This window comes from Pantoea sp. GbtcB22 (assembly GCF_019091025.1).
GTDB lineage: Bacteria > Pseudomonadota > Gammaproteobacteria > Enterobacterales > Enterobacteriaceae > Pantoea > Pantoea leporis.
In genome coordinates, this window is sequence record NZ_JAGXKB010000001.1 from 288,261 (window position 1) to 304,569 (window position 16,309).

Annotated in this window: 18 protein-coding genes; 10 read left to right on the forward strand and 8 right to left on the reverse strand. The window is 54.8% G+C overall.

Annotated features, from left to right (window positions below):
• Positions 1-99: 99 nt before the first annotated feature.
• The 3 genes from KVT28_RS01375 to pabB form a co-directional block, all read right to left on the reverse strand.
• Positions 100-1,464, reverse strand: a complete 1,365-nt coding sequence (locus KVT28_RS01375) for an L-serine ammonia-lyase (protein WP_101764191.1) — start codon at positions 1,462-1,464, stop codon at positions 100-102.
• 323 nt (positions 1,465-1,787) lie between these two features.
• Positions 1,788-2,357 carry a CoA pyrophosphatase gene (locus KVT28_RS01380; protein WP_101764192.1) on the reverse strand — a complete coding sequence of 190 codons (570 nt, stop codon included), beginning with the start codon at positions 2,355-2,357 and terminating at the stop codon, positions 1,788-1,790.
• A gap of 1 nt (position 2,358) precedes the next feature.
• Positions 2,359-3,717, reverse strand: a complete 1,359-nt coding sequence (gene pabB, locus KVT28_RS01385) for an aminodeoxychorismate synthase component 1 (protein WP_217546464.1) — start codon at positions 3,715-3,717, stop codon at positions 2,359-2,361.
• 110 nt (positions 3,718-3,827) lie between these two features.
• Between pabB and KVT28_RS01390 the strand changes: the two genes are divergently transcribed.
• Positions 3,828-4,025 (forward strand): YoaH family protein, encoded by a 198-nt coding sequence (locus tag KVT28_RS01390; protein WP_008110398.1) that lies wholly within the window; start codon positions 3,828-3,830, stop codon positions 4,023-4,025.
• 14 nt (positions 4,026-4,039) lie between these two features.
• On the opposite strand, the gene KVT28_RS01395 is transcribed toward KVT28_RS01390, so the two are convergent.
• Complete coding sequence (locus tag KVT28_RS01395; RefSeq protein WP_061718729.1) at positions 4,040-4,384, reverse strand: RidA family protein; 345 nt, start codon at positions 4,382-4,384, stop codon at positions 4,040-4,042.
• Positions 4,385-4,508: 124 nt separating this feature from the next.
• Here KVT28_RS01395 and KVT28_RS01400 point away from each other — a divergent pair, with 124 nt between their 5' ends.
• The 5 genes from KVT28_RS01400 (at position 4,509) to rnd (ending at position 10,929) form a co-directional block, all read left to right on the forward strand.
• The gene (locus KVT28_RS01400) at positions 4,509-6,419 is read left to right on the forward strand and encodes an ATP-dependent DNA helicase (RefSeq protein WP_217546467.1); all 1,911 of its coding nucleotides are present in this window, start codon (positions 4,509-4,511) and stop codon (positions 6,417-6,419) included.
• A 51-nt stretch (positions 6,420-6,470) separates the two neighbouring features.
• Positions 6,471-7,169 carry a tRNA (adenosine(37)-N6)-threonylcarbamoyltransferase complex dimerization subunit type 1 TsaB gene (gene tsaB, locus KVT28_RS01405; protein WP_217546469.1) on the forward strand — a complete coding sequence of 233 codons (699 nt, stop codon included), beginning with the start codon at positions 6,471-6,473 and terminating at the stop codon, positions 7,167-7,169.
• 60 nt (positions 7,170-7,229) lie between these two features.
• On the forward strand, positions 7,230-7,823 hold the full coding sequence (locus KVT28_RS01410; protein ID WP_217546471.1) for a Slp family lipoprotein: 594 nt from the start codon (positions 7,230-7,232) through the stop codon (positions 7,821-7,823).
• 209 nt (positions 7,824-8,032) lie between these two features.
• Positions 8,033-9,709, forward strand: a complete 1,677-nt coding sequence (gene fadD / locus KVT28_RS01415; RefSeq protein WP_146001316.1) for a long-chain-fatty-acid--CoA ligase FadD — start codon at positions 8,033-8,035, stop codon at positions 9,707-9,709.
• A gap of 98 nt (positions 9,710-9,807) precedes the next feature.
• Positions 9,808-10,929, forward strand: coding sequence for a ribonuclease D (gene rnd, locus KVT28_RS01420; protein WP_101764199.1), 1,122 nt, complete (start codon positions 9,808-9,810; stop codon positions 10,927-10,929).
• A 55-nt stretch (positions 10,930-10,984) separates the two neighbouring features.
• Here the strand turns inward: rnd and minE are convergent, their stop codons facing one another.
• The 3 genes from minE to minC are packed head-to-tail and all read right to left on the reverse strand — an operon-like array spanning position 10,985 to position 12,814.
• Entirely contained in the window at positions 10,985-11,254 is a 270-nt protein-coding gene (minE, locus tag KVT28_RS01425; RefSeq protein WP_007889661.1) for a cell division topological specificity factor MinE, read from the reverse strand.
• Between the two features lie 3 nt (positions 11,255-11,257).
• A complete protein-coding gene (gene minD, locus KVT28_RS01430) occupies positions 11,258-12,070 on the reverse strand; it encodes a septum site-determining protein MinD (protein ID WP_007889662.1) in 813 nt (270 codons plus the stop codon).
• A 33-nt stretch (positions 12,071-12,103) separates the two neighbouring features.
• Positions 12,104-12,814, reverse strand: coding sequence for a septum site-determining protein MinC (minC, locus tag KVT28_RS01435; RefSeq protein WP_101764200.1), 711 nt, complete (start codon positions 12,812-12,814; stop codon positions 12,104-12,106).
• A 153-nt stretch (positions 12,815-12,967) separates the two neighbouring features.
• On the opposite strand from minC, the gene KVT28_RS01440 reads away from it, so the two are divergent.
• The 3 genes from KVT28_RS01440 to KVT28_RS01450 all read left to right on the forward strand — a co-directional run bounded on the left by KVT28_RS01440 (position 12,968) and on the right by KVT28_RS01450 (position 14,681).
• Positions 12,968-13,243, forward strand: coding sequence for a YcgL domain-containing protein (locus KVT28_RS01440; RefSeq protein WP_101764201.1), 276 nt, complete (start codon positions 12,968-12,970; stop codon positions 13,241-13,243).
• A gap of 267 nt (positions 13,244-13,510) precedes the next feature.
• Entirely contained in the window at positions 13,511-14,170 is a 660-nt protein-coding gene (locus tag KVT28_RS01445) for a fumarylacetoacetate hydrolase family protein (protein WP_101764202.1), read from the forward strand.
• Between the two features lie 64 nt (positions 14,171-14,234).
• Entirely contained in the window at positions 14,235-14,681 is a 447-nt protein-coding gene (locus KVT28_RS01450) for a YcgN family cysteine cluster protein (RefSeq protein ID WP_008110381.1), read from the forward strand.
• A 39-nt stretch (positions 14,682-14,720) separates the two neighbouring features.
• On the opposite strand, the gene dsbB is transcribed toward KVT28_RS01450, so the two are convergent.
• Positions 14,721-15,251 (reverse strand): disulfide bond formation protein DsbB, encoded by a 531-nt coding sequence (gene dsbB, locus KVT28_RS01455; RefSeq protein ID WP_101764203.1) that lies wholly within the window; start codon positions 15,249-15,251, stop codon positions 14,721-14,723.
• Positions 15,252-15,571: 320 nt separating this feature from the next.
• Between dsbB and fadR the strand changes: the two genes are divergently transcribed.
• Positions 15,572-16,291, forward strand: a complete 720-nt coding sequence (gene fadR / locus KVT28_RS01460; protein ID WP_101764204.1) for a fatty acid metabolism transcriptional regulator FadR — start codon at positions 15,572-15,574, stop codon at positions 16,289-16,291.
• The last annotated feature ends 18 nt before the right edge of the window (positions 16,292-16,309 follow it).

Here is a 16,309-nt window from a genome sequence, read left to right on the forward strand (position 1 = left end):
AAGGGCCGCGCTCGAAATCAATGTATCTGTTTTACTCAGTTGGAGGTAGCTACAGATGAATAAAAATAGCCAACTGTTGTTTAAATCACCAGCGAAGCGTTAATCGCACTGGACCTTAATCGCTAATCCGCCGCGAGAGGTTTCACGGTATTTAGCGTTCATGTCCTTACCGGTTTCGTACATGGTCTCAATCACTTTATCCAGCGACACACGTGGTTCACTGGTACGGCGCAGCGCCATGCGCGCGGAGTTAATGGCCTTTACGGAAGCGATGGCGTTACGCTCAATGCACGGCACCTGAACCTGGCCGGCGACTGGATCGCAGGTTAATCCCAGATTGTGTTCCATGCCGATTTCCGCCGCCACGCACACCTGTTCCGGGCTGCCGCCCAGCAGTTCCGCCAGACCGGCGGCTGCCATGGAACACGCCACGCCTACCTCGCCCTGACAACCCACTTCGGCACCCGAAATAGAGGCGTTCATTTTATACAGCACGCCAATCGCACCAGAAGAGAGGAAGTAGCGGATGAAGATATCGGGCGTAACGGGTTCGATAAAGTGATCGTAATAGGCCAACACCGCTGGCACGATGCCGCAGGCACCGTTAGTAGGTGCCGTCACCACACGACCGCCGGCCGCGTTCTCTTCATTCACTGCCAGCGCAAACATATTCACCCAGTCGATCACATCCATCGGATCTTTCGAGTGCTTTGAGGATGACACCAGCAGACGGCGCAGTGAAGCCGCACGACGAGGTACGCGCAACGGACCCGGCAGCACGCCTTCGGTATTCAGACCACGATCAATACAGGCCTGCATGGTTTGCCACACGTTGCCAAAATAGGCATAAATCTCGTCGCGAGTATGCAGCGCCAGTTCGTTTTTCATCACCAAACCGGACAGCGACAGCCCGCTTTCGCGACAGTGGCTGAGCAGCTCTTTAGCAGAGTGGAAAGGCCACGGCACGGAAACTTCGTTCAACACCGGTTGGCCGAAATGCTCTTCATCTACGATGAAACCGCCGCCGATGGAGTAGTAGGTTTTACTCAGAATCAGCAGATCGCCCGCGAAAGCAAATACCGTCATGCCGTTTTCATGCAGCGACAGGTTTTCGCTGCGGAACACCATGCCGCCTTCCCGTGGGAAATCCACTTCACGCGCGCCGTTGGCTAACAGCAAGCGTTCGCGCTGCTCCACGTCTTTAATGAACGCAGGAATGCCATCAATATCGACGGTGGCCGGTTCGAAGCCCGCCAGTCCCATGATAATCGCGATATCAGTGTGGTGACCTTTGCCCGTGAGCGACAGCGAACCATAGACGTCAACCGCCACGCGCGTCACGTCCTGCAATTTGCCTTGTTCGGCCAGCAGATCAACAAACTGCTTGCCCGCTTTCATCGGGCCGACGGTATGTGAACTGGATGGGCCGATGCCCACTTTAAACATGTCAAAAACACTAATCACCGGTGACACTCCTCACAAATCTTATTCTGCACGGCATAAGCCGTTTATGCGGCTAATAGTAATCGCCCATGCCGTATAACGAGCAGCTTTTCGCATGAAATAAACTAATTATAAACCCCAGAAATAGTTATCCGTTTGTACAGTTGTGAAGCGGATCGGTTTTCCCGGCGAAAGGCTAACGTTCAGCGCTGCGGATTGCCGGCCCAAAAGTGGCCCCGGCCTGCTCCGAAGCTTCAGTGTGTGCTGCTGAAAAGGGCACCTTTGCCAGAGCTCGCATCAGATCTAAAGCAAAAAGATATTTTAACTGGCAAGCATTAGGCGATTTACGGCAGGGCGATTTGTTGACCGAGCGCACGAATAATCCCGGCGGTCATGCCCCAGATAAAATAATCCTCGTACCAGGATAACCAAACCTGATGTTGGCGATGACCACGGCGCAAGGTGAGATCGCTGTAGCGGCTCAAACGCAATGCTTCCGACAGCGGCATGGCAAAGGCGCTTTCCACTTCGTCCGGATTGAGCTGCAAAGCAAAATCAGCCGGAATAATGCCCACTACCGGCGTCACAGCGAAACCGGTGCTGCTGGTCACCGGCGGCAGAACGCCGATGATCTGCACCTGTTCCGGCTGAATTCCCACTTCTTCCTGCGCTTCACGCAGTGCGGTGTGGATCAGCGAGGTGTCAGTGGCGTCCTGCATGCCGCCGGGAAAGGCGACTTGCCCGGCGTGTTTACGCAGGTGCGATGAGCGCCGCGTGAGCAGCAAGCCAGGTTCTGCGCCGTCGATCACCGGCACCAGTACCGCCGCACGGCGTCCGCTGATGGCACTTTTCGGCGCATGCAGCGGCGGTTGCAGGACAAAGCGGCTGAGGAACTGCTCAAGGGTTAAATTCATTTCAGGTCCCATCACGCAGGCTGGGCAAAATACGGTTCACCTTATGGAAGGTTTCCTGATATTCGGCATCAACGTCGCTGTCCGCCACCAATCCGCCACCGGCGGCGCAGTAAAGCTGGTGGTTTTCCGCAATCAGCGTGCGAATGGTGATGCTGGTATCCATACGGCCACACAGGCTGATGTAGCCGATGCTGCCACACCACGCATTGCGGCGATGCGGCTCTAACTCTTCGATGATCTCCATCGCGCGGATCTTCGGTGCGCCGGTGATGGAACCACCGGGGAAGCAAGCACGCAGCAAATCGGTTGCGCTCAGCGTCTCAGGCAAACGTGCACGTACGGTGCTGACCAGATGATGCACCGCCGGGAAAGGTTCAACCACGAACAGTTCCGGTACGCTGACGCTGCCGGGCACGGCCACGCGGCCAATATCATTGCGCAGCAGATCGACAATCATCAGGTTCTCCGCGCGATCTTTCTCCGAGTTAGCGAGCTTCTCTGCCTGCAAACGGTCGGCCTCAGAATCAGCAAGACGCGGCAAAGTACCTTTAATCGGACGCGTTTCAATTTCCTGCTGCTGTAGAGAGAGGAAGCGCTCAGGCGATAAACTCAGCAGGGCGCTGTCTGGCAAACGCAGGAAGGCGCTGAACGGCGCGCGATTCGCCTGCGTCAGACGCAAAAATGCCTGCCACTCATCACCGCGATAGCCCGCCTGAAAACGCTGTGCCAGATTCACCTGATAGCAATCACCGGCTTGAATATAGGCCTGCACCGCGTGGAACCGCTGCGCATACTGGTCATAACTGAGGTTGGATTGCCACTCGCTGGTCAAGGCGAAAGGCTCGGCGGGCGGCGCGGTTTGTGCTTGCAGCCAGTGCCAGCGCTGCCCGGCATCGCTGAGCGAAATCAGCGTCAGTTTTTGCAGATGGTGATCGGCGATCAGCGCCCAGTCATAAATGCCCACCGCCATATCCGGCGTGGTGAGATCCTGCTGCGCGCGCTGCGGCAGGTCTTCAAAGCGTCGTCCTAAATCGTAACCGAACAGGCCGAGGGCGCCGCCCTGAAACGGTAATCCGGCATCAAAAGCCGGCGTGACACCTAGCGCGGCACATTGCTGTTGCACCAGCAGCAGCGGATCGGCGGCGGAGTGAATGACGTCATCACCGCAGATAATTTCGGTGCTGGCACCGCGTGTAGTCAGCGTCGCGCGCGGATCGGCGGTAAGAATATCAAAGCGGTTATCCGCGTGATCGGCTTGGCCGGAGGTCAGCAACATCGCCCAGCGTTGGTGGGCTAGCGGAGCAAAAAGGTCTAACAGCGTTTCGGGCGTATACTTCAGAACGAGGCTTTTTACCATCATGGGACAAATCACTTCAGCAAGCAGGTCGCTAGCCTGACATATTTTTTTGTTGCTGGCACCCGTTTGTTCCACGTGGTAATAATGCGTCCCCCATGCACCAGGAGTGAATTATGTTTACAGGTCTTCCAGCGTTATCCCATGAGCAACAGCAGCAAGCGGTTGAACGCATCCAGGAATTAATGGCGGGCGGTATGTCGAGCGGACAGGCGATTGCGCAAGTGGCGCAGGAGATTCGTCAAACCTATAAAGGTGAAGCCATTCGGGCGATGTTCGAAGACGACGAGGATGAAGAAGACGACAACGAATAACGCCCGAACGTATTTTACAGCGCGGCGATGATTTTAATTTCGACTTTATACTTCGGGTTCATCAAACCGGCCTGCACGGTGCAACGCACCGGCGCATTGCCTGGCGAAACCCACGCATCCCAGGCGCGATTCATCGCCGGAAAATCGCTTTTCTCCACCAGAAAAATGGTGGCGTCGAGGATCTTGCTCTTATCCGATCCCACGCGCGTCAGAATGGCGTCAATCACCGCCAACGCATTGGCGGTTTGCGCTTCCGCATCTTCATCCAGGTTTTCCGGTACGCTGGTGTAATAGACGGTTTGGTTATGCACCACGGCTTCCGACATACGGTGCTCTGGATCAATACGCGTAATGGTCATGCTGTTCTCCTTTAATTTTGCTGCGCTAGCCTGCCATATCCCAGGGGCGCATGTCATCTGTTGTGGTTGCCCGCCGGGAATCCTGACATAATTACAGTGGTTTTAATTTTTGATGTGAGGAAGTGTGGCAGACGATTTTGCAGCTGATGGCGCACTGGCGCAGGCAATTCCGGGCTTTAAACCGCGTGAAGCACAGCGCCAAATGGCCAAAGCGGTAACCGAGGCGGTGAAAACAGGCGGCGAGCTGGTAGTAGAAGCGGGCACCGGAACCGGTAAAACCTATGCCTATCTGGCGCCGGCATTGCGGGCAAAGAAAAAAGTCATTGTTTCCACCGGATCCAAAGCGTTGCAGGATCAGCTCTATAATCGCGATCTGCCTACCATCGCGCGTGCCCTGAAGTTCAGCGGCAAAACTGCGCTGCTGAAAGGGCGCTCCAACTATTTATGCCTCGAACGTCTTGAGCAGCAGAATCAAACCGGCGGCGATCTCAGCGTTCAGGCGCTAGGCGATTTGATCAGCGTGCGCGGCTGGTCGTCAGAAACCACCGATGGCGACGTCAGCAACTGCAACGGCGTGGCCGAAGACAGCCCGATCTGGCCGTTTGTCACCAGCACCAACGATAACTGCCTCGGCAGCGATTGCCCGCTGTATAAAGATTGCTTCGTGGTCAAAGCGCGCAAAAAAGCCATGGACGCCGATGTGGTGGTGGTGAACCATCATCTGTTTCTTGCCGATCTGGTGGTGAAAGAGGGCGGCTTTGGCGAACTGATTCCGGAGGCCGATGTGATGATCTTCGATGAAGCGCATCAGCTCCCCGATATCGCCAGCCAGTATTTCGGTCAGCAGCTGTCGAGCCGTCAACTGCAGGACCTCGCCAAAGACATCATCATCGCCTATCGCACCGAAGTGCGGGATGTGCAGCAGCTACAGAAATCTGCCGATCGTCTGGCGCAGTGCGCGCAGGATTTTCGTTTGATGCTCGGCGAACCGGGTTTTCGCGGCAACCTGCGCGATCTGCTGAGCGATAACAACATCATGCGCATGTTTACCTTGCTGGATGATGCGCTCGAACTCTGTTACGACGTGATCAAACTGTCGCTGGGGCGCTCTGCGCTGCTGGACGCCGCCTTTGAGCGCGCGGCGTTGTATCGCACGCGCCTGAAACGGCTGCGCGCCATTGACGAGCCCGGCTTCAGCTATTGGTATGAGTGCAACAGCCGCCATTTCACGCTGGCGCTGACGCCGCTGTCGGTGGCGGAACGCTTCCGGGAAGTGATGGATAACCGCAAAGCCGCGTGGATTTTCACGTCTGCCACGCTGGCGGTGAATGAGCAGATGAGCCATTTCTCCAGCCGCCTTGGCGTGGATAACGCTACTACGATGATCCTCGATAGCCCGTTCGATTACACCCAGCAAGCGCTGTTGTGCGTGCCGCGCAACATGCCGGAACCCAATCATCCCGGCGGCGCGCGCCAGCTGGCGCGCATGATGAAGCCGCTGATTGATGCCAACAAAGGCCGCTGCTTCTTCCTCTGCACCTCGCACAAGATGATGCGCGAGTTAGCCATCGAATTCCGTGCTTCCATGACGTTGCCGGTACTGCTGCAAGGTGAAACCAGTAAAGGACAGCTGCTAAAGCAGTTCCTGGAAGCCGGTAACGCGCTGTTGGTCGCCACCAGCAGCTTCTGGGAAGGTGTTGACGTACGCGGCGATGCGCTGTCGTTGGTGATCATCGACAAGCTGCCATTTACCTCGCCGGAAGATCCGCTGCTCAAAGCCCGCATGGAAGATTGTCGCCTGCGCGGCGGCGATCCCTTTAATGATGTGCAGCTGCCCGATGCGGTAATCACCCTGAAACAAGGCGTGGGGCGTTTGATTCGTGATACCGAAGATCGCGGCGTACTGGTGATTTGCGATCAGCGCCTGGTTTCTCGCCCCTACGGCGGCCTGTTCCTGAACAGTTTGCCACCCACGCCGCGCACCCGCGATATTGCGCGCGCCATCGAATTTGTCCGTCAGCCAGTGGATCACTAATTGTGCCAGGCTGTGATAAGATGCGCGCCATTTTGACTCTCTGAGGTTGTTATGTCCGCCCGAATTTTAGCCCTGGACACGGCGACAGAAGCCTGTTCTGCCGCGCTGCAAAATCTGCAGCAGATTGATGCCCGCTTTGAAATCGCCCCGCGCGATCACACCCAACGTATTCTGCCGCTGGTGCAGGAGCTGTTGCAGGCGCAGCAGCTGGAGCTGGCCGCGCTTGACGTGCTGGCGTTTGGCCGTGGACCGGGCAGTTTTACCGGTGTGCGTATCGGCATTGGCATTGCTCAAGGGCTGGCGCTTGGCGCGAATCTGCCGATGATTGGCGTCTCCTCGTTAGCGACCATGGCGCAGGGCGCGTGGCGTTTGACCGGCGCGACGCACGTGCTGGCTGCAATCGATGCGCGCATGGGCGAACTCTATTGGGCTGAATATCAGCGTGACGAAAACGGTGAATGGCAGGGTGCGGAAACCGAAGCGGTGATCAAACCCGACGTGGCGCAGCAACGTATTGCCGCATTAGGTGGCGAATGGACGGCTGTTGGCACCGGCTGGCAAGCCTATCCGCATCTGCTCACCTCGCCAGGCGCGCAGCTTATTGCCTCAGAGGTATTGTTACCGGCGGCGGAAGATATGCTGCCGCTGGCGCTCAGCGCCTGGCAGCGTGATGAAGCAGTTGCGGTGGAGAATGCCGAGCCGGTTTATCTGCGCAATGAAGTGGCATGGAAAAAGTTGCCGGGACGCTAGGCCGCGCGCAACTTATCTTCGCGTACTCAGTCTAATCAGAGAAATAACAGGAGAAGTGCTATGCCAATAAGTCGTAAAGGGATGTCTGGCGCTCTGTTAGCCTGCGCAATGCTGATCAGCGGCTGTGTTTCGGTGCCAGATTCAATTAAAGGAAGTTCTGAGCTTCCACAGCAAGATTTACTGCGCGTGATGAACGCGCCGCAACTGTTTGTCGGTCAGGAATCACGCTTCGGCGGGAAAGTGGTGAAGGTCACCAATCTCAACGGCTTAACGCGCGTGGAAATTGCGACCCAGCCGCTGGATGAGAGCGCGCGTCCGCGCTTAGGCGCAGCTTCGGTTGGCCGCATCTTTGCTGACATCCGCGGCTTTGTCGATCCGGTCGATTTGAATAACCAATACATTACGGTGCTGGGCAACATCAAAGGCACCGAGAAAGGCGATATCGGTAAGGCCAGTTACAACTTTGTGGTGATCGATGTGCGCGGCTATCAGCGTTGGCATCTGACGCAACAGGTGATGACGCCGCCGCAGCCGATTGATCCCTACATCTGGTATGGCCCAACGCGCCATCGTCCGGGATATTGGGGACCCAATCCGTATTGGGGTATGAACCTCGGCCAACCGGCGCAGGTACAAACTATCCTCACCGAATAAGCTATTAATGGCGTTATTTACGGCCCGGTCGCGGAGCGTGCGAACGGGCCTTTTTATTGGGCGCGCAACCGATGCGCGAAATTTAGTGATGCGCTTCGCAACCTGAAAATGCCGAAACAGGCAAACTGGTACAATCAGTTAAAATATTGTTAACAACATTGATTGTCGAGGCGGCGATGGCTACGCAACAGGATTATCGGGGTGATTCTTTGAATAAGGTTTGGCTCAAACGCTATCCGGCAGATGTCCCTGCGGAAATTAATGCGGATCGTTACGCTTCTCTGGTCGATCTTTTCGAGCACGCAACAGAGCAATACGCCGATCAGGTGGCTTTCATCAATATGGGCCAGCCGATGACCTATCGGCAGCTGGAAAAGCAAAGCCGCGCCTTTGCCGCCTGGCTGCAGCAAGGTTTAGGATTAAAGCAAGGCGATCGCGTGGCGCTAATGATGCCCAATCTGCTGCAATATCCCGTCGCGCTGTTTGGCGTACTGCGCGCTGGCATGGTGGTGGTCAACGTCAATCCGCTCTATACGCCGCGTGAACTCAAGCATCAGCTTGTTGATAGCGGCGCCAGCGCCATTGTGATCGTCTCGAACTTTGCCCATACGCTGGAAAAAGTGGTGGCCGAAACGCCGATCAAACATGTGATGTTAACGCGTATGGGCGATCAGCTGGCGCCAGTGAAAGCCACGCTGGTGAACTTCGTCGTTAAATACGTGAAAAAGCTGGTGCCAAAATACCATCTGCCGGGCGCGGTCCCGTTCCGCAGCGCCTTGTCGCAGGGCGAACAGATGACCTATCAACGCCCAACCGTGACCAACGACGATCTCGCTTTCCTGCAATATACCGGCGGTACCACCGGCGTGGCCAAAGGCGCGATGCTGACGCACCGCAATATGCAGGCCAATCTGGAACAGACTAAAGCTACTTACGGCAAGCTGCTGCGTCCGGGCAAAGAGCAAGTGGTGACCGCGCTGCCGCTCTATCACATCTTCGCGCTGACGGTGAACGGGCTATTGTTCCTTGACCTTGGCGGCACCAACCTGCTGATCACTAATCCGCGCGATATTCCCGGCTTTGTTAAAGAGCTCAGCAAGTTCCCGTTTACCGCCATTACCGGCGTGAATACCTTATTCAATGCGCTGCTGAATGATGCCAACTTCAATAAGCTCGATTTCTCCACGCTGCGCCTGTCAGCCGGCGGCGGCATGGCGGTGCAAAAAGCGGTTGCCGAGCGCTGGGAAAAACTCACCGGACACTATCTGCTGGAAGGTTACGGTCTGACCGAGTGTTCGCCGCTGGTGTCAGTGAATCCGTATGACATAACCTGTCATACCGGCAGCATCGGTTTGCCGGTGCCGTCCACCGATGTGCGCATCGTCGATGATGAAGACAAGGATGTGGCGCCAGGTGAACCGGGCGAGCTGTGTATTCGCGGTCCGCAGGTGATGACCGGCTACTGGCAGCGCGCCGACGCTACCGATGAAGTGCTGAAAAATGGCTGGCTGCATACTGGTGATATTGTTACCGTTGATAGCGAAGGCTTTATTCGCATCGTCGATCGTAAGAAAGACATGATTCTGGTGTCAGGCTTTAACGTGTATCCTAACGAGATCGAAGATGTGCTGATGCAGCATGAGAAAGTGCGTGAAGCCGCGGCGATTGGCGTTCCCAGCGATCTGTCGGGCGAAGCGGTAAAAGTGTGCATCGTGAAGAAAGATCCGTCACTGACGAAAGAAGAAGTGCTGGATCATTGCCGTCGCCAGCTCACCGGCTACAAAGTGCCGAAGATTATCGAGTTTCGTGACGAGTTGCCGAAGACCAACGTCGGCAAAATATTACGTCGCGAATTGCGTGATGAGGCGAAGCGAGAAGGGCAGTAACGCGCCATTCTCCTCAGGTTAACGCCGGCACAGTCCGGCGTTTTTATTGCTTTTAACATGGAGCGCTGCGCGTAGTTTGCCGCAGCGAGAAAGACAACGTGAATTACACCCTGATCGACCAAAATGACCAACTGGCCGCCGTGTGCGAGAAAGCACGCCAGCACGCCGCCGTGGCGCTGGATACTGAATTCGTGCGCACCCGCACTTACTATCCGCAGCTCGGCCTGATTCAGCTGTTTGATGGCGACCAGCTGATCCTGATCGATCCGCTTAATATCAGTGACTGGACGCCGTTTGTGGCGCTGTTGCAGGACAAGCAGGTCACCAAATTCCTGCACGCCGGCGGCGAAGATCTGGAAGTTTTCCTGCATCGCTTTAAATGCCTGCCCGATCCCATGATTGATACGCAAATTCTGGCGGCATTTACCGGCCAGGCGTTGTCGTGGGGCTTTGCCTCGATGGTGATGCATTTCAACCAAATCGAGCTGGATAAAAGCGAATCGCGTACCGATTGGCTGGCGCGTCCGTTGACCGAACGTCAATGTGAATATGCCGCCGCCGATGTCGCCTATCTGCTGCCGATTGCCCATCAGCTGGTGGCGCAAACTGAAGAAGCTGGCAACATGGCGGCGGCGCTAAGCGAATGCAAGATGCTGTGCCAGCGCCGCCTGGATGTGCTGCAACCGGAAGAAGCCTGGCGCGACATCACCAATGCGTGGCAACTGCGTCCGCGTCAGCTTGCGGCGTTGCAACGTCTGGCCGCGTGGCGTTTAAACCTCGCGCGTCAGAAAGATATGGCGGTGAACTTCGTGGTGCGCGAAGAGAATCTGTGGAAAGTGGCGCGCTTTATGCCGGGCAGCCTTGGCGAGCTGGATCATTTAGGGCTGAACGGCCACGAAATCCGCTTCCACGGTAAAGCGATGGTGGCGCTGGTGGCTGAAGCGCAGGCGCAGGATGAAGCGACTTTGCCACAGCCGCTGCCCAATCTGATCGATCATCCGCACTACAAACAGGCGTTCAAAGCCATTAAAGCGCTGGTGCAACAGGTGAGTGAAGAGAGTGGTTTCAGCCAGGAACTGCTGGCATCACGTCGGCAGATTAATCAGGTGCTGAGTGTGCATTGGGGATTGAAAAACGCGTCGCGCACACCTGAGTTACAGACAGGCTGGCGGGGCGACTTGCTGAAAGCGGGTATCAACGAGATTCTGCAGGCACTTTAATGCGAGCATTTTCCCCTGCGCAACACCGCAGGGGAAAATCAGGAAACCGCTTTAATCATTTAGGAACGTCTTCCGGCTCCGGCAGTGTCACGTTGAGCTCGAGGATCGAGATATCATCCCCTTTCTGATCCAGCTGAACGGTCACCATATCCGGGTCAATTTTTACGTATTTACAGATCACTTCCAAAATATCGCGCTTCAGCTGCGGCAGATAGTGGGGCTCACTGTCGCCCCTTCTGCGTTCGGCTACGATAATCTGCAGCCTTTCCTTGGCTATATTGGCTGTGTTCTTCTTACGGGATAAAAAGAAATCAAGTAATGCCATTGGTTATCCCCCGAACAGGCGTTTAAGGAAACCCTTCTTCTCTTCTTCGATAAAGCGGAAGGGGCGTTCTTCGCCAAGCAGGCGATCTACGGTATCAGCATAGGCTTTACCGGCGTCAGCGTTTGCGTCGAGGATCACCGGCTCACCCTGGTTAGAGGCGCGCAGGACAGATTGATCTTCCGGGATGACGCCAACCAGAGGAATGCGCAGAATTTCCAGCACATCTTCCATGCTCAGCATATCGCCACGGGTTACGCGGCCAGGATTGTAACGGGTCAGCAGCAGATGCTCTTTCACCGGATCCTGGCTGTTCTCTGCACGACGGGATTTCGAAGAGATGATGCCGAGAATACGGTCGGAGTCACGTACTGAAGAGACTTCCGGGTTGGTGGTGATGATGGCTTCATCGGCGAAGTACAATGCCATCAGCGCGCCGGTTTCAATACCTGCTGGTGAGTCACAGACGATAAAGTCGAACTCCATCGCCGCCAGATCGTTCAGCACTTTTTCAACGCCTTCACGCGTCAGTGCATCTTTATCGCGCGTCTGTGAAGCCGGCAAAATGTAGAGTTGCTCTGTGCGCTTGTCGCGAATCAGCGCTTGATTCAGCGTTGCATCGCCCTGAATGACGTTTACAAAGTCATACACCACGCGGCGTTCACAGCCCATGATCAAATCCAGGTTACGCAGACCGATATCGAAATCGATGACGACGGTTTTTTTGCCTTTCTGCGCTAACCCGGTAGCGATGGCCGCGCTTGACGTGGTCTTGCCAACGCCCCCTTTACCCGATGTAACTACAATAATGCGTGCCATAAATGTTGATTTCCTTAACGAAAGAAAAGGGGCTTAATTAAGTGTCTGAATGGTAAGCGCGCCCTCTATCAGGCTGAGGCGCGCCGCTTTACCAAAGAATTCCGCCGGGATTTGATCGATCATCCAATATTCTCCGGCAATAGAGACCAACTCTGCGGCGAGGTTGGTGCAAAAAATCTGGCTGTCGCGTTGTCCGCCGACGCCAGCTAACGCGCGACCGCGCATCATGCCGTAAATATGGATGTTACCGTCGGCGACCAGTTCGGCCCCGGCGCTGACGCTACTGGTGACGATGAGATCGGCATTGCGCGCATAAATTTGCTGGCCCGAACGCACCGGCGTATTAATGATGCGGGTTTTACTGGCGGCATCCGCCACCACCGCCGGAACAACTGGCGCGGCTTCAGCGACCGGCGCCGCGACTTGTTTGCGGCTCTCTTTACCTTCAGAGAGCACCGGCAAGCCCGCGCGGGCAATCATTTTTTTCAGGGCTTCATCTTTGCATCCGCTGACACCAACGATACGCAGACCGGTCGCCATCACCGCTTGTTGCATCTGTTTCCAGTCAATGTCGCCGGTTAACGCTGATACATTCAGCACCACCGGCGCATTCAGCAAAAAGGCCGGTGCCTGATCGATTTTGTCCTGTAGCGCCTGACGAATCACCTCGGGTTGCGAATGATGCAGATGAACGACTGACAGGGTAAAACTGCTTCCCTTGAATTCGATTGGCGTTTGCGACATCTGTGCTGACTCAGTCCTGTTTTACGACCCTTAAATGTTCGCCGATAAAATCGGCAATAACATCAAACGGTCAATATTCGAAGTTCTGCAAGCATGTTATAGTTACTGCTATATTCAGGCAAGTGACGCCATCGGTTAATTCGAGTAAAAAATATGTTTTGTGTGATCTACAGAAGCCCGCAACGTGAACAGACTTATCTGTATGTTGAAAAAAAAGACGATTTCTCACGGGTGCCGGAAGAACTGCTGCGTGGCTTCGGCAAACCCCAGCTGGCCATGGTGCTGTCACTGGATAAGCGTGACAAGCTGGCTAACGCGGATATCAATAAAGTTAAGCAAGGTTTAAGCGACCACGGCTTTTATTTGCAAATTCCACCGCCGGTTGAAAGTCTGCTCAACATTCATCTCGGTCAGGGTAAAAAAGATTAATTCAGATTCCTCTGTAAATATATCCTGTAGAAATAATCAGTGCTATTTGCGTTAATTAACTGCCCGCTTTAACCTTTTATTGCGGGCAATTATCCGGGCGTTTAGCTGATTTTGTTGTACACGATTAATGACTTTTGACAATTTCCGCCACGCCTGCCGCCATAAACCCGCTAATATATTCCACCTCAGCGTGCCGCGTTCCGGCTCTGAGCCAGACTTCATCGCCAGATGCACTGGCGGCAAACACAACCAAAGCAGGGGAATAGCATGTATCAGCATCGTAACTGGCAGGGCGCTCTGTTGGATTATCCGGTCAGCAAAGTGGTTTGCGTCGGCAGCAACTATGCGAAGCACATAAAGGAAATGGGAAGTGCCACGCCAACCGAACCGGTAGTGTTTATCAAACCGGAAACCGCGGTATGTGATCTGCGCCAGCCGCTGTCAATCCCGGCAAATTTTGGTGAAGTGCATCATGAGGTGGAGCTGGCTGTGCTGATTGGCTCGACGCTGAAGCAGGCGAGCGAAGAGCATGTGGCGAAGGCGATTGCCGGTTATGGCGTCGCGCTGGATTTGACCTTACGTGACGTGCAGGCCGGGTTGAAGAAAGCGGGCCAACCGTGGGAAAAGTCCAAAGGTTTCGATAATTCGTGTCCGCTGTCAGGTTTTATTCCGGTTGCTGAGTTCAGCGGCGATCCCCAGAACACCGAACTGAAGCTCATGGTTAACGGCGAAGTGCGTCAGCACGGGACGACCGCCGATATGATTCACAAAATTCTGCCGTTAATTGCCTACATGAGCCAGTATTTCACCCTGCGTGCGGGCGATGTGGTGCTGACCGGTACGCCTGAAGGCGTTGGCCCGATGCGTTCTGGCGACAAGCTGGAAGTATCGCTGGCGGGTCACGGTATTTCGACGCGCGTTCTGTAAAACTTGCATCACCGCACCTGAACCTTTATAAGGTGCGGTCTCTTAGCTAACCCGGACCGCCATCATGACTGAACAACCTTTCTGGCAGACTAAACGCCTTGACCAAATGAACGACGCAGAGTGGGAATCCCTGTGCGACGGCTGCGGCCAATGTTGCTTGAATAAGTTGCAGGATGCGGATACCGACGAAATCTACTTCACTAATGTGGCTTGCAATCAGCTGAATATCAAAACCTGCCAATGCCGTAACTACGAGCATCGTTTTGAGTTAGAAGAGAATTGCATCAAGTTGACGCGTGAAAACCTCACCAGTTTTGAATGGCTGCCGCGTACCTGCGCCTATCGCGTGTTAGGGGAAGGCAAAACCTTGCCGGCCTGGCATCCGCTGATCGCCGGTTCTAAAAAGGCGATGCATGCGCAGCGCATTTCAGTGCGTTTTATTGCGGTGCGTGAGAGTGAAGTGCGGGATTGGGAAGAGCATATAATCGATCGACCGGATCGCAACGGTTAAAGATAAAACAGGCAGCCAAGGCTGCCTGTTTTTTTGTGTTTAACGTCCGAACAGATCGCGGCGTTTCGGTTTGAACGGTTGTGCAATCAACACCAGCAGCGCCACCAGCAGATAAGCGCCGAAAATCACGATCATCCACTGCGGCATGCTCCAGGTCAGGAAAGTCCAGCCGCGCTCGGCGCAGTCACCGCTGGCCACAAACACCGAGGGCAACCATTTATCCAGTGGCAACCAGGCTGGGAAACGTGCGGCAAAGTCGCAGGTGACAAACGGATTGGGATGCAGCTGAATCATGGTGTGATCGTAAGAGAGACGAGTGCCTTCAATCGCGCTATAAATCCAGATGAGGATCGCCGCCCAGCGCAGCGGGGTTTTCGGTGCAATCGCACCCACGATGCCCGCGCCCATCACGCCAAACAGCGCGCAACGCTCATAAATACACATTACGCAGGGTTGCAGCCCCATGACATGCTGAAAATACAACGCCGTCAATTCAAACGCTAGCGCCGTTAGGGCCAGCAGAAGCCAGGCACCGCGTCCACGCGAGCATTGATTCAAATATCGCAACATATTGCTTTTCCTGTAACCGTTATTGTTTCGCAGTGTAAACCAAAAGCGCAGCCGTGCCAGCCAGGTAAAGGGAAAAAATCATGTACAAAAATGACTTAAGTCGCGTTGAGGCCAAAAAAGATCCGGCCATGCGCTTCATCCGATAAGTACAAGCCACGGGCGCAGCGCAAACGTGTGCTTGCCAGCGTTGTTTCATCTGAATTCACGGCTGAATTTTGCGACAGCGCGCGCTTTTAATCGGTTGGCAGGCTATTTCCGCTATAGCCGCTCTGGTATGATGAGTCGCATTACGATAAAGAAAGCAACGAGAAATAAATGCTATGGTGATTAAGGCGCAGAGCCCCGCGGGATTTGCGGAAGAGTATATTATTGAAAGCATCTGGAACAGTCGTTTTCCGCCGGGATCCATTCTACCTGCCGAACGTGAGCTTTCTGAACTGATTGGCGTGACCCGCACCACGTTGCGTGAAGTATTGCAGCGTCTGGCGCGCGATGGCTGGTTGACCATTCAACATGGTAAACCGACGCGCGTTAACGATTTTTGGGAAACCTCCGGTTTAAACATCCTCGAAACCCTAGCCCGACTCGATCACGATAGTGTCCCACAGTTGATTGATAATTTGCTGTCGGTGCGGACTAACATCTCCTCGATTTTTATCAGCCGTGCGCTGCGTCATCATCCAGATAAAGCGCGCGAAGTGCTGGAAAATGCGCTGATCGAGGAAGACAAAGCCGAAGCCTATACCGAGCTGGATTATCGCGTGTTCCGCGGCCTGGCGTTTGCATCAGGTAACCCGATTTATGGTCTGATTTTGAATGGCCTGAAAGGGTTGTATACCCGCGTTGGTCGTCACTACTTCTCCAGTCTGGAAGCGCGTGAACTGGCGCGTAACTTCTATCGCCAGCTGGCTGACCTGTGCGTGGCTAATCCTTCGCAGGAGCAGATTGTCGATAGCGTGCGTGAATACGGACGCCGCAGCGGTGAGATTTGGCACAAGATGCAGAAAAGCATGCCGGACGATTTAGCCAGCAAGCGATAAAAGAAAAACCGGACTTCG

Excerpts from the sequence above, each read along its gene's own strand:
- minE (WP_007889661.1), bottom strand. The coding sequence starts at position 11,254 with ATGGCATTACTTGATTTCTTTTTATCCCGTAAGAAGAACACAGCCAAT.
- dsbB (WP_101764203.1), bottom strand. The coding sequence starts at position 15,251 with ATGTTGCGATATTTGAATCAATGCTCGCGTGGACGCGGTGCCTGGCTT.
- KVT28_RS01410 (WP_217546471.1), top strand. The coding sequence starts at position 7,230 with ATGCCAATAAGTCGTAAAGGGATGTCTGGCGCTCTGTTAGCCTGCGCA.
- KVT28_RS01390 (WP_008110398.1), top strand. The coding sequence starts at position 3,828 with ATGTTTACAGGTCTTCCAGCGTTATCCCATGAGCAACAGCAGCAAGCG.
- minC (WP_101764200.1), bottom strand. The coding sequence starts at position 12,814 with ATGTCGCAAACGCCAATCGAATTCAAGGGAAGCAGTTTTACCCTGTCA.
- KVT28_RS01450 (WP_008110381.1), top strand. The coding sequence starts at position 14,235 with ATGACTGAACAACCTTTCTGGCAGACTAAACGCCTTGACCAAATGAAC.
- KVT28_RS01380 (WP_101764192.1), bottom strand. The coding sequence starts at position 2,357 with ATGAATTTAACCCTTGAGCAGTTCCTCAGCCGCTTTGTCCTGCAACCG.
- KVT28_RS01440 (WP_101764201.1), top strand. The coding sequence starts at position 12,968 with ATGTTTTGTGTGATCTACAGAAGCCCGCAACGTGAACAGACTTATCTG.
- KVT28_RS01445 (WP_101764202.1), top strand. The coding sequence starts at position 13,511 with ATGTATCAGCATCGTAACTGGCAGGGCGCTCTGTTGGATTATCCGGTC.
- tsaB (WP_217546469.1), top strand. The coding sequence starts at position 6,471 with ATGTCCGCCCGAATTTTAGCCCTGGACACGGCGACAGAAGCCTGTTCT.
- pabB (WP_217546464.1), bottom strand. The coding sequence starts at position 3,717 with ATGATGGTAAAAAGCCTCGTTCTGAAGTATACGCCCGAAACGCTGTTA.
- fadR (WP_101764204.1), top strand. The coding sequence starts at position 15,572 with ATGGTGATTAAGGCGCAGAGCCCCGCGGGATTTGCGGAAGAGTATATT.
- KVT28_RS01395 (WP_061718729.1), bottom strand. The coding sequence starts at position 4,384 with ATGACCATTACGCGTATTGATCCAGAGCACCGTATGTCGGAAGCCGTG.
- minD (WP_007889662.1), bottom strand. The coding sequence starts at position 12,070 with ATGGCACGCATTATTGTAGTTACATCGGGTAAAGGGGGCGTTGGCAAG.